The sequence below is a fragment of the Saccharothrix isguenensis genome (genome assembly GCF_052936305.1).
In genome coordinates this window covers 1985492-2000500 of the sequence record NZ_CP193626.1, presented here as the reverse complement: position 1 = coordinate 2000500, position 15009 = coordinate 1985492, and the positions used below count along the sequence as shown (strand labels likewise).

Here is a 15009-nt window from a genome sequence, read left to right as displayed (position 1 = left end):
TCAGCGCTCCTGCGTCACGCGCGGACGGCGGCCCAGCATCGCCAAGTGCTCCGCGATGCGTTCCGCACCCGGCTGCGGCATGTCGTGCACGATCAGGCCATCGGCCAGCACCATCACACGATCTGCGTACGACGCCGCCACCGGGTCGTGCGTCACCATGATCACCGTCTGCCCCGCCTCGTCCACCACCGAACGCAGCAGGCTCAGCACCTCGGCCGCGGTCTGGGTGTCCAACGCACCGGTCGGTTCGTCACAGAAGATGACCTCCGGGCGCGTCGCCAACGCCCGCGCGATCGCGACCCTCTGCTGCTGACCGCCGGACAGCTCCGACGGCCGGTGCGACAGCCGGTCGGTCAACCCCACCCGATCGACGACCTGCCGCACCCAGGTGGCGTCGGCGCGCTTCCCTGACAGTTGCAGCGGCAACACGATGTTCTCCTGCACCGTCAACGCACCGATGAGGTTGAACGCCTGGAAGACAAACCCGATCTTCGACCGCCGCAGCTTCGTCAGATCCGTCTCGGACAGTCGCGACAACTCCGTGTCGCCGACCCACACCTGGCCGCCGGTCGGCCGGTCCAACCCCGCCGCGGTCTGCAGCAACGTGCTCTTGCCCGAACCGGACGGCCCCATCACCGCGGTGAACGTTCCCCGATCGAACATCGCATCGACACCCGCAAGGGCAGTCACCGCTTGTCGATCCGTGCCGTAGACCTTCCTCAGGCCCCGCACCCGCACCGCCGACGCGGGCCTGACAACGCCCGCATCAGAAGACCCGTCAACTTGCACATTATGGATTGACATCACAAACCCGAGGTCCTATTCGTTGATTTCCCAGGCAGGACGGTAATCTCGCCCGCCCGCCGGAACGACCCAGGCAGCAGGTGGTTTCTGGTAGCGCAGGCTGTACCTCCGCTCCGTGGCGCCGACACCGGCTCGGATTCGACGAGCACGGACGCCATCAGCGCGACATCAGCCGCACGGCCTCGAGGCTCGGCTGATCGAAGCACGCGCGCACCCGCAGGACGTCAGCCAGCCGGAAACCGGTCCACACGTACACTGCCACTGCCGTCGACACAGCGACGGACACCGGCGCGTTGTTTCGTCCGCACGATCCCGGCCATCATCGAGCCGCTGATTGCCATCAACGGCGGACAGGTGGAGCCAATTACCGCCGGACATGGAGCAGCGGGTCCCCGAGTCGAACCCCGTTTTCGTGTACACGGAACAGCGCTACGGAGTCCGCAGCACGAGCGTGACGGCCAAAGCCGCCCCAGTCAGTGGTCGTCCGGCTCGGATGGGAGCGGGCGGTTGCGGGCGAACATCTCCACGTCGGACCGTCGCCCACCCATGACCTGCCAACTGCGCAGCAGCCCTTCCCGAACGAACCCCGCGCTCGGCGCCACTCGCTTCGAGCGATTCCTTCGACGGCTCTGTGCACTCGTACGTCGAACCTGATCTACCTCGAGCAAACTGTGGTTCCGATCGCCGACCAGAGATCAGGCTTGGAGACGCGAACCGTCCGCAGTTGGCAACGAGACGTCCGCCTCGACAGCGAGGCCCTCCTCCAACAACGACGGGTCGAACAGCCACGCGCGCAGTTCTGATCGCTTGATCTTCTTCGACGCCGTGTGAGGAAGTCCGCGTACGAACACGAACCGGCTCAACTGGTTCCATGCGCCGACTTCGGTGTCGACCCGTTCACGCAGTTGCATGGCGAGTGCGTCGTAGTCCTGCGTCACGCCAGCTTTGGTGATCACGAACGCGACAGGTACCTGGGTGAAGAACTCGTCCGATGCGGCGACCACCGCACAGCCTTCGACAGCGACGTGCGCGACGATGGCGTGCTCGACGTCAAGTCCCGACAGGCTGTCACCACCGACGTTGATGATGTCGTCCGTGCGCCCCGCTATCCACAGATAGCCGTCCTCATCGAGATGTCCAGCATCGGAGGTGTCGTAGTAACCGGGAAATCTCGTGAGGTAAGTGGCGATGAAGCGTTCGTCGTCACCCCAGATGGTGCTCAGACAGCCTGGGGGCAACGGGAGCCGGATGACGATGTGCCCAGGAGTGCACGGTGGCAAGGAGTGGCCGTCATCATCGAGGATTTCCACGCGATATCCCGGCAGCGGAGTGGCGACCGATCCGGATTTGACGGCCAGCAGCCCGAGGCCCAGGCAGTTGGATGCAATCGGCCAGCCGGTTTCGGTCTGCCACCAGTTGTCGATAACCGGGCAACCGAAGTACCCCTGTGTCCAATGCATGAGATCGGGTTCGACACGTTCACTCGCCAGGAACACTGCCCTGAGGTGGTGTCCGTTGCGCAAGGTCGTTCCCGCACGGGCCTCGCGGCGGATGCGACGCAGGGTCATGGGAGTGGTGAACAGGACGTTCACACCGTGCTCGGCGATCACCCTGGAGAACGCCTCGGAGTCAGGTGTGTCGACGGGTGAGCCCTCGTACAACACCGTGGTGCATCCGGCGACCAGCGCACCGTAGACGCCGAAGGAGTGTCCCATTACCCAGCCGGGGTGGGAGTCGGTCCAGAACACGTCGTCCCGGCCTATCCCGAACACGTTCTCCACCGCCCACCGCAAGGCAGTGAGGTAGCCACCCGTGTCACGGGTGACTGCCTTGGGTTTCGCGGTGGAGCCGGAGGTGTAGAGGATGTACAACGGATGTTCGGCGGGGACGGGCAGAGCCCGCGGACGCGAGGTGCTGGTCTCGACCAGCTCGTCCCAATCCAAATCGCGACCCTCGCGCAGATGCCACTGCCCGGCGTCGGGACGCTGAAGCACTACGCACGCCGACGGTACGTGGAGCGATTGATCGAGCGCAGCCTCGATCACGGGCTGATAGCTGACAGCGTGAGCTCCGTCGAACCCGCCCGACGCTGTGAGGACAACGGCCGGTCGTGCATCGTCGATGCGATCACGAAGCACCGACGCCGGCACCGACGTGACCACTACGGAGTGAACAAGTCCTAGCCGAGCGCAGGCCAACATGGCGATCACCGTCTGTGGCGCTGCAGGTAGGAAGAGCAGGACGGTGTCGCCTCTCCGCAGCCCCAAGTCAACGAGCGCGCCCGCGAAGGAGACCACTTCCTCGTGGAGCCGACGGTAGCTGTAAGTTTCCTTCACCTCGGTCTGCGGACTGTCGAAGATCAGCGCTGGACTGCCACCTCGACCCGCCTCGATGTGCACGTCCAGGCAGTTGTACGCCGCGTTGAGCGTGCCACCGGCGAACCATTGGCACAGCGGATATCGGGTATCGTCCAAAACCTCGTCCCATTTGCGGTCCCAGGTCAGTCGGCGGGCCTGCTCCGCCCAGAATGTGAACGGGTTTTCGGACCATTTATTGTTGACGGATACAATGCTCACGACGACCATCCCCTCTGATTTTCACATTTCACGACCCTTTGACCACCGGGCCGCCACGAGAAGGAGCAAGCTCTGTACGAGAAGTGATTTCATTACGCGGACGCGATGATCTGTCCGGCAGCAGCCGAAGGATCGAACCGGATCGTTCCTGGCAGGCAGGCAAACCCCGCAGGCGCGGCGCACGGATCACGGTCGCCCGGTCGCAGGCAGTACGTTTCATCCAGTTCGATCCGGTCGATGACCCGGTCCGCAACCACTTCGACGAAAGGACATTCCGACACCTTTTTCTCCCAGACGCCACGTCGGTGTACTCCGGGCGACCACGGTCGAACTCGCCCGCCCCGGGACCGCTGTCTGCGTCCGGGCCGGTGAACGCAGCTGCCGCACCGCAGTTCCCGCATCACACCGAGCGACCACCGCACACCAGGCCAACGCTGCTGCGCGGCAGGCGAATACGCTGGGACAGGCACCCAACCTGCACGAAGACATCCCAGGAGACCTGCGACGAAGCCCCGACCCTGGCGGGAACAGCAGCAGGCATCGGGAGCCGGTCAGCAGCTGAGCGGAGCCGACAGGCCACAGCATCGGCCTCGGCGCGCAACCGGCCGTAAGCCCACTTCGTCGTCGGCCCGTCCACGTCTCCTGTGTGCAGAAACCGGTACACGACTCGATCCGGCCATTCCTCGGTGCCGCGATCGAGCGCTTCCCAGCACGCCAGCGAGCATGTACATGCGCAATACCCCTAGAAGATAAACGGCGATACGCCGGCAGTCGAGCCGAGCAGCGTCAACGTGCTCTGCGGCCTTGATGCTTGATGACCACAGCCGAAGAGCGTCCTCGCATTGCGGACACGCCCTCCGGAAGCCCTACTCGTCGTTTCAGGCCGAACGGTAGCGTCGGTTCGCCTGCCGCAGCGATCCAGGCAGCAGGTGAATACTGGTAGCGCAGGCTGTACCTCTCTCCGCAGCTCCGGTGCCAGCCCGTGATCGACGAACACGGACGCCATCGGCGCTACATCAGCCGCCACGACCTCAGGGCTCGGCTGATCGAAGCGCGTGCAATCCAGGACGGCAGCCAGCCGGAAATTCGCCACACGTAAGGTTGTGTATGCCGATAACCGTCAACTGACAGGCATGATGACCGACTGTGCTGCTCCGACTGGCCTACCTGGGCGTGACCAACGCTTCGCGCTGCTGCGCCTGCTGCCCATGAGCGACCGGGACAAGGACACGGAGATCCTGGCGCTGTGAGGTTCCCCTCCGGTTGCGGCGTGAAAGACCTCGACACCACCGAGTGGACCTGGACTGTGCGGCGCCAGACGACGAACGGGCCGGGCGGGTTGATCGACAAGGGCACCAAAGGCAAACGCGCACGCCGCGTCCCCATCATCAAAGAGATCCGCGAACTCGTTGAACGACGGATCGCCGAAACGGACGGGACCGGAGACGCGCGGCTGTTCACCGGTCCACGAGTGGCCGGATCGTCACATGCGTCGCCCGTGACGCCACGCACTGGGACGAGGTGGTCAACAAGCTCGGCTACGAACACCTACGCCGCCACGACCTGCGGCACACCGGCTTGACGTGGATGGCCGACGCCGGCGTGCCGGTCCACCGCCTGCAACGGATCGCCGGACACGCTCGCTGACGACCACGCAGCGCTACCTGCACCCGGACCGCCGATCAGTCACCGACGCGGGCGCGCTGCTCTCCCAGCGCCTCCAGAAGAACGCCACGCAGACCCCGCAGCTGCGCGCCGTCTAACCACGTCCCACGGCTCCCGGTCCACAAATGGTCCACAGAACCAGACTGCGACGATCTTGGGCATGATCCACATCCGGACACGAAGAAGCCCCGCTGATCAGGTATTTCACCTCCTCCTATGAACGGCCTGTGGCGACCGCTGTATACGTCGAACACATGTGCGCGAATCAAGTGACCAGAGCCCGCAAGCGCGCCCGCTCCTGCTCACCGCAAGAGACGGACGTGGCGGCTGGTACACCGATCTGGGCCAACTGGTTGGGCCGATCCGGTCATCTTGGGAGCGAATCGGCCCGGTGCGTCGTCTCAGGCGCAGTAGCTTGGCCCGATCTCTGCGTCACCGGAGGGGGAGCCGATGACCGACCCGTTGGCCAACGTGCAGCGCTTGGTGGACGACTGGGAGCGCGACGCCGAGGAGAAGGCCGCCCGGTACGAGTCGATGCGGCAGGAGGTCGAGCGGATCTCCATCACCGCCTCGGCCGCGAATGGGGCGGTGAGCGTGACCGTCGGCCCTAACGGCATCCCGAGCGCGGTGACGATGACCGAGGGGGTGTCGCGGTTGCGGCCGGAGCAGATCGCCGCGGCCGTGATGGAGGCGATGGGCAAGGCCCAAGCCGGCTACCCGGCCGAGCTGGCGCGGATCGTCGGGGAGACGGTGGGCCCGACCTCCTCCGGGCAGCACATCGTCGCCGTCGCCGAGCGGAACTTCCCCCAGCCCGAGCCGGACGCGCGACCGTCGACGCCGCCGCGTCGGCCCGGTGACGACGATGACTTCACCGACGAGAGCCACCTGAGGTGACGCGATGACCGGGTACGAGGCGGTCACCGGGGAGATCGACGCGTTGGCCGGGCGGGTGGAGGGCTTGGCGGACCGGTTGCGCACGGCGGCGGACGGGGCGCGGACGGTGGCGATGAACGACTCCGCCTACGGCGTGGTGTGCCAGCCGTTCGCGATGCTGCTGCAACCGTTCGAAGACATGGGCGTGGAGGCTCTGGTCAAGGCGGCGGAGACGGTGTCGGACAACGCGGCGAACCTGCGTGAGACCTCCCGAGCCTACGACGACCAGGAGTCCGGTGAGTCGGCGCGGTTCGACGGATGAACACGTGAACAACCCCCTGGTCGCGACGGCGCAGAGCGATACGACCGCGGTTACCGGCATCGGCATCGCCGAATCCGCCAACGACCTGGCGCAGGGCATCTCCGACGGCAGCTGGGTCGCCGCCGGGCTCGGCGGCGTCGGCGTCGGCCTGGAAGTGCTGTCGATGGTCATCGACCCCATCGGCACCGTCGCCTCCTACGGCGTGTCCTGGCTCATCGAGCACGTCCAACCGCTCAAGGAAGCGCTGGACTGGTTCGCGGGCGACCCGCCGGTCATCCGCTCATTCAGCGAGACCTGGTCCAACGTCGCCGCCGAAGTCACCCGCATCGCCGAGGAACTCGGCACGCAGGACGCACCCGGCTGGCAAGGCGCGGCCGCGGACGGCTACCGCGGGCACGCCGCCCAGACCGCCGACGCCATCGCCGGCGCGGGATCGCTGGCCGAAGGCGTCGGAGCCGGCGTGATGATCATGGGCGAGGTCGTCGCCGCCGTCCGCGAGATCATCCGCGACCTCGTCGCCGAAGTCGTCGGCAAACTCATCACCTGGGCACTGGAAGCCGTCGCCACCCTCGGCCTGGCCACACCGCTCATCGTCGCCCAGGCCACCTCCACCATCGCCCGCGTCTGCAACCGCATCGCCGACCTCGTCCGCAAACTCGTCAAGACCATCGGCAACGTCACCCCCCGCATCCGCAAAGTCCTCGACAAACTCGGCGAAATCATCGAAGAGCTGGGCAAACTCGGCCGCCGCGCCGACACACCCAGCAGCCCCGGAACCACCAGCCCGTCCAGCACCCCCAGCGCGCCCGACGCACCCAACGTCAAAGGCCCCGACGGCACCACCAGCCCGTCGAGCACTCCCGACGGCTCCACGTCACCGTCCGGCACGACCTCACCGTCCGGGACCACGAGCCCGTCCGGCACGATGTCGCCATCCGCCACCCCCTCCCCCGAGGGCACTTCTCCGTCGGGCACGACTTCCCCCGGCAGCACCACTCCGACCGGCCCCGGTAAGCCGTCCAGTACCCCGCGGCCGGAAAGCCCGAGCCGGCCGGCGAATCCGGACACCACCAAGACGCCCGAGTCGAACCGAGTCTGCGAGAACGACCCGGTCGACGTCGCGAGCGGCGACGTCGTGCTCGGCCAGACCGACGTGGAACTGGCAGGTGTCCTGCCGCTCGTGCTACGCCGCACGCACATCTCGTCCTACCGGGCGGGCACAGCGTTTGGCCGAACGTGGGCGAGCACCCTCGGCCAGCGACTGGAAATCGATGCCCACGGCGTGGTGTTCGTCGCCGAAGACGGCATGGTCCTGGTCTACCCCCAACCACCCGAGTCGGGCGAGGTGTTGCCCGAGGTCGGCCCGCGTTGGCCACTCACGCGCAATGACACCGGGTACGTGATCCGCAGACGGGACAACGGCCACTCCCTTCACTTCCAGGGCCACGGCCCCGGCCCGGTGCTTCCCCTCACTACCGTCACCGACCGCGGCGCCAACCGGATCGACCTGGATCGGGACGCAACAGGAGACCTGGTCGCGATCCGCCACAGCGGCGGTTACCACGTCGACATCACCACCGAGGGCGGCCGCGTCACCGAACTCCGGCTGCGTGACCCGCTCGGCGGAGCATCGACTACGTTGGCCCGCTACCGCTACGACGACGCCGGCGACTTGGCCGCCGTGTTCAATTCGTCCGGTCGTGCCCTGTCGTTCGACTACGACCACGCGGGCCGGCTCATCCGCTGGCTCGACCGCAACGGGTGGTGGTACCGCTACCGCTACGACGCCGAGGGCCGGTGCATCGGGAACGAGGGCGCGGACGGGGTCCTGGACGGCAGGTTCGCCTACGAACGGGTCAACGGACAACGGGTCACCGTGTTCACCGACGCGCTCGGGAACAGCACGCGGTACGTGATCAGCGATCGCGGCCAAGTCGTCGCCACTACCGACCCGCTGGGCGCCACCACCACTCAGGAGTGGGACGAGGTCGACCTGCTTCTGACCCGCGTCGACCCGCTCGGCCGCGTGGACCGCTACGAGTACGACGACCACGGCAACCTGGCCGCATGGACCAGGCCCGACGGCACTCGGCTGCTCGCCGAGCACGACGCGGGCGGGCGACCGCTGGTCACGGTCGACCCGGACGGCGCCGTCTGGCGGCGCACCTACGACGAGGCAGGGCGGGTCACTTCCATCACCGACCCGACGGGCGGTGTGACGCGGTGCGCCTACGACGAACGGGGCCAACTCGCGTCCGTCGCCGATGCGGTGGGCAGGGAACGCCGGGTCGTCAGCGACGCGGCCGGCCTGCCGGTCGCCGAGACCGACGCGGACGGCCGCACCACCCGCTACCGGCGCGACCACTTCGGCCGGGTCGTCACCATCACCGACCCGTCCGGCGCGGTGACGAGTCTCGAGTGGACCGTCGAAGGACGATTGCTCAGCCGCACCGGGCCGGACGGCTCCATCGAACGGTGGAGGTACGACGACGAGGGCAACCAGGTCGAGTACCGCGACGCGAGCGGCCGTGCCACCACCGAGACCACCACGCACTTCGACCTGCCCAAGGTGCGGTCCTTCCCTGACGGTGGACGGCTGGTGTTCGACTACGACCGGTTGCTCCGACTCGTGTCCGTGACCGACGCCCACAACCAGGTCTGGCGTTACGAGTACGACGCCGCAGGCAGGGTGGTCGCCGAACGCGATTTCAACGGCCGCACCGTCCGCTACCGGCGCGACGCGGCCGGGCAGCTGGTCGGCCGTGCCAGCGACCTGGGTGACGAAGTGAGCTTCCTCCGGGACGCGGCCGGTCGCGTGCGGGAACGTCGCTTCGGCGATGTCGTGGAACTGTTCGAGTACGACCCGGTCGGACGCCTGGTGCGAGCTCGCAACCGCGACGCCGACCTCGTGCTCCGCCGGGACTTGCTGGGCAGGGTCATCGAGGAAGGCGTCAACGGCAAGATCGTGGCGTCGTCCTACGACGCGATCGGCAGGCGCGTGACGCGGACGACCCCGATCGGAGCGGTGTCGCGCTGGAGGTACGGCGACTCCAGTCATGTCGAGGAGTTGCTGACCGGAGGTCACGCGGTGTCGTTCGGCTACGACACCGCCGGCAGGGTCACCCAGCGGACCACAGGCCCGACGACGATCACCCACATGTGGGACGAGGCGCACCGGCTCAGCGCCCAATCAGTGTCGACGCGCCACGCCGACCGGGAACACCTCGTACAGCGCCGTGACTATCGGTACGACCGGGCCGGAACGCTGATCGGCGTCGAAGACCTGCTCGGCGGCAACCGCAGGCTGGTGCTCGACGCGGGCGCCCGCGTGACCGAGGTCGTAGGCGACGGGTGGCACGAGCGGTACACCTACGACGCGGCAGGCAACATCACGCACGCGGACTGGCCGCGTGGCGAGGCGCGGGGACCTCGGGAATACGCGGGCGCGGCGGTGGTGTCCGCAGGCAACATCAGATACCGCTACGACAGTCACGGTCGGGTCGTCCAGCGGTCGCGGAAGCGGTTGTCGGCCAAGCCGGACACGTGGCACTACCGCTGGGACGCGGACGACCGCCTGGTCGAGGTCGTCACCCCGGACTCGGTCCGCTGGCAGTACTTGTACGACCCGCTCGGTCGACGCATCGCGAAGCTGCGGCTCGACAGGTCCGGCGCGGTCGCCGAAAGGATGGACTTCTGCTGGGACGGGCTCGTGCTCGCCGAGCAGATCACCTCCGGCGGCACCGCGACGACCTGGGACTTCGAACCCGGCACTTTCACTCCCCTGTGCCAGGTGGAACGAGTCCACGACGACCAAGGCTGGATCGACCGCGAATTCCACTCGATCGTCACCGACTTGGTGGGTGCGGTGTCGGAACTGGTGGACGCGGACGGCGCGGTCGCGTGGCGTCGGCAGGCGAATATCTGGGGCGTCACCATCGGGGTGCCGCAAGGCGCCGACACGCCGTTGCGCTTCCCGGGCCAGTACTACGACGCCGAATCCGGCCTGCACTACAACAACGCCCGCTACTACGATCCCGAGAGCGCCCGCTACACGTCCGTCGACCCCTTGGGTCTGGCACCGGGTCCCAACCCGCAAGCGTACGTGCCGAACCCGACCGCGGCGATCGACCCGCTCGGGCTGTCACCTTGCCGGACGTACTACAGCGTGCAGGGACCCGCCGACGCGGACCGCCTGGTCAACAACGGCGGCGAGCCGTGGCCGTCCGGCGTGGACAGCAACGGCAGGCCGCGTTCCGAACTCGGAGACGGGCTCTACGCCTGGGAAACGCGGGAGCAAGCCGAGCGGTACATGGATGCGGTGAGCAGCAGACCGGGCGGTCCGACCGACTTGAGCATCATCGAGCACCGCATCCGCGGCGAGGACTTCGACAACCTGCGGCACGCGGACATGTCCGCCATGGACGACGACGCCGCGACGGACCTGTGGAACGCCGGCGGACGACACGACTACGACCACATCCAACGCACGACCGGGCGATTCGGCAACGAGCACTACTTCCGGAATACGATCTACCACCTGTTCGTGAACACCAGGAGTTGAGCATGCCCGACGATCGCACCGGTGAATACCGACTCAGGCGCCAGCACGCAGGAGTCGGCTACTTCGGCCAGGTCCGAGTCCGGTTGACGACAGCGGACGAGGACCGATCGCCGGTCACCTGGGTGGTCGACCCCGACGACACGTCATCGCTCCAGCCGGGTCCGGACCGCGAGTTCGTGGACGCGGCACTGGCGGGCGCGACGGACGGCCTCGACCTGGTGACCAGCTGCGGCGCAGACACCAGAGGCGTCGCAGTCGAGGTCGTGCACGCCCAACTTGACCTGACCGACATCGAAACGTCCGCCGTGCGGGCGGCGGCGGCCCTCGCGGTGGCCGACGCGTTCGGCGTGGCAGACCAACTCCAGCCGGTCTACCACGAGGGATGGACCGTCACATCTCTCCGCGAGACATCCTGAGCTCGAGTGAAGTGACACGGGCGATTCGCTGAGGCGAGATGGTTGTCGTCCGAGTTCCGGCAGCGCGACAACCTCCTTGTCCGGGCCCGCGCCCGGTGGACGCTGCTCTGGGTCCAGGACATCGAGCACCTCCGAGTTCGCGGTGGTCCGGCATAAAGGACAGTGCCCACGCCCCGCTCGATGGTCCGATCCCTTCGCCGTGGTGTGGACGACCACATCCGGGAGATCCGCAACGCCATCCGCCGGGACATGCGCCGCTACACCCTGCGGGGGCTCGGGAGGAGGGTCGTCGACAGTCGTGACCGAGCACGATCGGTTCCCGGAGTTCGTCGCGGCGACCGTCCTGCGGGACGTGGACGTGAACGCGGGCGTGCACGACGAACACGTGCGGCACGAGGTGTACCTGCGTGCGTTGGCGGACGCCACACCACCCGACGACCTCCCGGTCATCACGCGCGCGCTCGGAGATCCGGACCAGGTGATGGCGGTGTCCGCCGTCGTGCGGCACCTGGATCGAATGGGCGAGTCGCACCCGGACTTCGGCACCTGGGCGGAAGCGGTGCTGCCGGTGCTCGGCGGTCGCGAGTTCCCGACGCTGTGCCTGCCGATAACTCCATCCATGCAGGTGAGAGCGCGGTCGGGACAAGGGCTCGGAATGGCCCATGAGGGTGCTCGTGCTCCACGGGCTCGGCGACTGGCGCGGCGTGATGACCGGCTGTGCTGCTTCGACTGGCCTACCTGGGCATGACCAACACGTTCGCGCTGCTGCGCCTCCCGCCCATGAGCGACTGGGACAAGGACGTGGAGATCTTGGCGCTACGGCACCAGACCATCATCATGGAACGCCAACTCGGAGACGCCCGTACACGGTTCCCCGCCGACCGGGCGTTCCTCGCGGCACTGCTGCCCCTGTGTATGCCGATAACCTCATCCATGCAGGTGAGAAGCGTGAAGCAGGCCAACAGGTTCGTCGGGTAGCCTGTGGAGTGCTGGTGATCCACAGGCTCGTCAACTGACAGGCATGATGACCGGCTGTGCTGCTTCGACTGGCCTATCAGTCCCACGCAGAAGGCGACCACCTGACCGGCTCTGATCAACGCCGCCCACGTCGTGGCGAAACCCGCCGTCCTCAGGAGGATGACCTGCAGCAACTCGGCTGGCAGTACCGCGACGAGCAGGTAGGCGCTCTCTAGCGATCGGGCTCGTGCCGCGCAGCAGCGTGTAGAAGTAGACGGCGCGCGACCGATCATCGTGGCGATCGCCCGAACGCCCAGACCCTCCCGGTGCAACGTGGCGATCCGCTGTCGCTCCGTCAACGACAGGAACCTGTTCGACCGGGCTGGTTGCGGCGGCAGTCCACCGTTCTCCGTCCGCCACCGATAGCCGGTCTTGCGACCGATCCCGAGTTCTCTGCACGCCTCGACGGTGCCCACACCGGCGGCCAACAGCAACCAGTACTCCGACTCGAGATCGAGCCTGCGCTTGCGCCCGCGCCTCGCCATCAACACGCCCTCATGATCAGGTGTGTTGCGACAAGCACTAGAAACCCGCGCGTCGCCAGGGGGTCAGTTGCCACCGTCGTCGGCACAGCCAAACTCGACCAGTGCGGTCGGAGCAGCGACAGCCCATCCAGAGATCACACCCCGTGATGCAACCGGGTACCCCGAAAAGTTGGCAGCGTCGCCGCTTCCTGGAGGCCATGCCGAACTGATCGACCACCGAAAGCACATCAGACGCAGCGTCAAGCCGCCAAATTGACGACCTCACGCGGTACACCGCAAGAAGGGGTACAAAGCGGATGCCGGACCGCTCAGGTCCGAAGAGCCGCTGAATAGGCCGACGGACGGAGCACGGTTCCTACCGGTAACGGAATCCGACCGCACATTCGACCGAGTGGTCCACCACGTGGTGGACCACTCGACGGTCACCCGCTTGCCGCCATGCGAACCCTTGGCCACCGTGTAGCCGCCAACGTACCCTTTACTCCTGCATGTTCGGCATTTCGCCGAACCCTTCCCGATCGAAAGCGGAACATATGAGAACCATGCTCTTGCGCTGTACGGCCGCAGTCCTCTTATTTCTTGGCATGGTGGCCTCGATCACGGTGACGCACGCTTCGCCTTCCCAGCAGGGCGCTTCACCCGAACGCCACTGCGTCGTCCACCTCGGCACAGCCGAGAAGGGGCAGCGGCACTCGCCGATGTCGGACATGCGCTGCTTCTCGTCCTCCGCAGAGGTACAGGCCGAGATCGCGCAGGAGAACAAGCGAGCCGGTATCGGCATCCAGGCAACTCTAATCGGCACCGACTACACCGACCCCAATTTCGGCGGCAGCTCGCTGAACTGGACCGCTCCCGGCGGCTGCTACTACAACGGCACCCAACCCAGTTGGGGCGCGTCCAGCATGCCTGCGGGCTGGGACAACGTCGTTTCCTCCACGCGGACCTACTCCGGCTGCAAGGCGACTCTGCTCTACGACTACACGAACTACGGCGGAATCTCGATGGTGACAGGGTGCAATTCGCCAACCCTTTCTTTCATTGACAACCGGGCGTCGTCACGACAGTGGACCGACCAGACCTACGGGCAGCCCTGCTGACCTGCTCGACAACTCACGGCGAACAGACGGCTCCGCGGTCTCGTCCCGAACAGGGACGAGACCGACAACTAGCGCGGGCTTGCGCCCGAAACACGGCCAACTTGCGGCCGCAACGGGGTCTGTCAAACGAGTGGCTCTGGCCCGTAGTCGGTGGTGACGTCGAGTAGCCAGCCATGATCACGATCTTGTGATGGATGTCGACTCCCTTGTGGGAACAGTGTTTTCCGGTCTGTCCGCGCTGGTCGTCCAGGACGTGGCGGACAGCGGCGGGATGGTGGTGCTCACGGCCCGCACTCGGGACGTGGCTGTGCCGTGTCCGGTCTGCGGAACCACCACGGCGAAGGTGCACGGCTACCACCGTCGGACAGTAAAGGATGTGCCGGTCGACGGTCGCCAAGCCGTCGTCCAGCTGCGCGTACGGCGGCTGGTCTGCCCAGCCCTGGGCTGTCGACGACAGACCTTCCGGGAACAGGTTCCCGGACTGCTGGAGCGCGGCAGGTCACCGTGCCAAACTCCTGGATTGATGGAAATCAAATCGAGATTTGGGAGGGAATTGACGAAGACATGTTGGAGTATGTAATCCCTCGTGAGCTCTTCGGTGAGTTCAATAGCTTTCCGCGGGCACCGTGGGCGCCGAAAGGTCGGTCGTGAACACCGGGAATTTGAAAAGATTCGACCTTGTAGAGTGTACTGTGACCGGACATCAGGGCTACGGTCTCTTGGTGCGCACAGAGGCCGGGGAACCTGGGTTCATTGATGGTGCGGATATTGCTGATGGAGCGGTCTCGGCTGATGATTGGCCGGCAACAGGCAGTCGGCTCTCATGTGTGTTTCTTGGTTACACTAACGATGGAAGAGTGCGTGTTGCCTCGGCGGTGTCCTCTGTCCAGTTGGTTCGCGAACTGGACGATCCGCGTCGGGCGCTGAGGGAGTGGAAGGAGTTGCGAAAATTTTCAGAGGATGACGAAGTGGTGAGACGGTTTTTTCAGTCTCGCAACGCGCGTCCATTGCTCGCCTGGGGGCTCAGGAACCCGGTGGGAACGGACAATTTCAATCTTGCTATTTCGTTGCTGGGTCGTGCACCGGACGACTTGAGAGAAGGGTTATCACCCCCCTGGCGTCGGTGAGGGTTATCGGAAGCTCGTTAGGGCAATCGAGAGGGCTTCGAGTTCGAGTTCGAAGAAGGGCTGTCG

At 66.3% G+C, this 15009-nt stretch carries 11 protein-coding genes and 2 pseudogenes; 10 read left to right on the top strand and 3 right to left on the bottom strand.

Annotated elements, in window-relative coordinates; genetic code table 11:
- On the bottom strand, positions 1-804 hold the full coding sequence (locus ACRAKI_RS09685) for an ABC transporter ATP-binding protein (protein WP_447006715.1): 804 nt from the start codon (positions 802-804) through the stop codon (positions 1-3).
- Between the two features lie 695 nt (positions 805-1499).
- A complete protein-coding gene (locus tag ACRAKI_RS09680) occupies positions 1500-3380 on the bottom strand; it encodes an AMP-binding protein (protein WP_447006714.1) in 1881 nt (626 codons plus the stop codon).
- A gap of 1270 nt (positions 3381-4650) precedes the next feature.
- Here ACRAKI_RS09680 and ACRAKI_RS09675 point away from each other — a divergent pair.
- The 8 genes from ACRAKI_RS09675 (at position 4651) to ACRAKI_RS09640 (ending at position 12195) form a co-directional block, all read left to right on the top strand.
- Entirely contained in the window at positions 4651-4962 is a 312-nt protein-coding gene (locus ACRAKI_RS09675; protein WP_447008627.1) for a hypothetical protein, read from the top strand.
- Positions 4944-5027, top strand: coding sequence for a hypothetical protein (locus tag ACRAKI_RS09670; RefSeq protein ID WP_447008372.1), 84 nt, complete (start codon positions 4944-4946; stop codon positions 5025-5027). Before ACRAKI_RS09675 ends, ACRAKI_RS09670 begins: the two co-directional genes overlap by 19 nt.
- Before the next feature lie 468 nt (positions 5028-5495).
- The gene (locus ACRAKI_RS09665) at positions 5496-5939 is read left to right on the top strand and encodes a YbaB/EbfC family nucleoid-associated protein (RefSeq protein WP_447006713.1); all 444 of its coding nucleotides are present in this window, start codon (positions 5496-5498) and stop codon (positions 5937-5939) included.
- A 4-nt stretch (positions 5940-5943) separates the two neighbouring features.
- Positions 5944-6240, top strand: a complete 297-nt coding sequence (locus tag ACRAKI_RS09660) for a type VII secretion target (RefSeq protein WP_447006712.1) — start codon at positions 5944-5946, stop codon at positions 6238-6240.
- A gap of 4 nt (positions 6241-6244) precedes the next feature.
- Positions 6245-10801, top strand: coding sequence for an RHS repeat-associated core domain-containing protein (locus ACRAKI_RS09655; RefSeq protein ID WP_447006711.1), 4557 nt, complete (start codon positions 6245-6247; stop codon positions 10799-10801).
- A 2-nt stretch (positions 10802-10803) separates the two neighbouring features.
- Entirely contained in the window at positions 10804-11217 is a 414-nt protein-coding gene (locus tag ACRAKI_RS09650) for a hypothetical protein (protein WP_447006710.1), read from the top strand.
- Positions 11218-11515: 298 nt separating this feature from the next.
- A complete protein-coding gene (locus ACRAKI_RS09645) occupies positions 11516-11965 on the top strand; it encodes a hypothetical protein (protein WP_447006709.1) in 450 nt (149 codons plus the stop codon).
- Complete coding sequence (locus ACRAKI_RS09640; protein ID WP_447008626.1) at positions 11962-12195, top strand: hypothetical protein; 234 nt, start codon at positions 11962-11964, stop codon at positions 12193-12195. The genes ACRAKI_RS09645 and ACRAKI_RS09640 overlap by 4 nt, the downstream gene beginning before the upstream one ends.
- 260 nt (positions 12196-12455) lie before the next feature.
- On the opposite strand, the pseudogene ACRAKI_RS09635 reads toward ACRAKI_RS09640, so the two are convergent.
- Positions 12456-12719: pseudogene (locus ACRAKI_RS09635) on the bottom strand (helix-turn-helix domain-containing protein); the annotation flags it as partial.
- A gap of 488 nt (positions 12720-13207) precedes the next feature.
- On the opposite strand from ACRAKI_RS09635, the gene ACRAKI_RS09630 reads away from it, so the two are divergent.
- Positions 13208-13816: a hypothetical protein gene (locus ACRAKI_RS09630; protein WP_447006708.1), complete on the top strand. Its 609-nt coding sequence runs from the start codon at positions 13208-13210 to the stop codon at positions 13814-13816.
- A gap of 190 nt (positions 13817-14006) precedes the next feature.
- A pseudogene (locus ACRAKI_RS09625) lies at positions 14007-14309 on the top strand (transposase family protein); the annotation flags it as partial.
- Positions 14310-15009 lie beyond the last annotated feature (700 nt).

Bases quoted from the DNA above. Each gene is read 5' to 3' on its own strand.
- ACRAKI_RS09630 (WP_447006708.1), top strand. From the start codon at position 13,208: ATGTTCGGCATTTCGCCGAACCCTTCCCGATCGAAAGCGGAACATATG.
- ACRAKI_RS09660 (WP_447006712.1), top strand. From the start codon at position 5,944: ATGACCGGGTACGAGGCGGTCACCGGGGAGATCGACGCGTTGGCCGGG.
- ACRAKI_RS09650 (WP_447006710.1), top strand. From the start codon at position 10,804: ATGCCCGACGATCGCACCGGTGAATACCGACTCAGGCGCCAGCACGCA.
- ACRAKI_RS09640 (WP_447008626.1), top strand. From the start codon at position 11,962: ATGACCAACACGTTCGCGCTGCTGCGCCTCCCGCCCATGAGCGACTGG.
- ACRAKI_RS09685 (WP_447006715.1), bottom strand. From the start codon at position 804: ATGTCAATCCATAATGTGCAAGTTGACGGGTCTTCTGATGCGGGCGTT.
- ACRAKI_RS09665 (WP_447006713.1), top strand. From the start codon at position 5,496: ATGACCGACCCGTTGGCCAACGTGCAGCGCTTGGTGGACGACTGGGAG.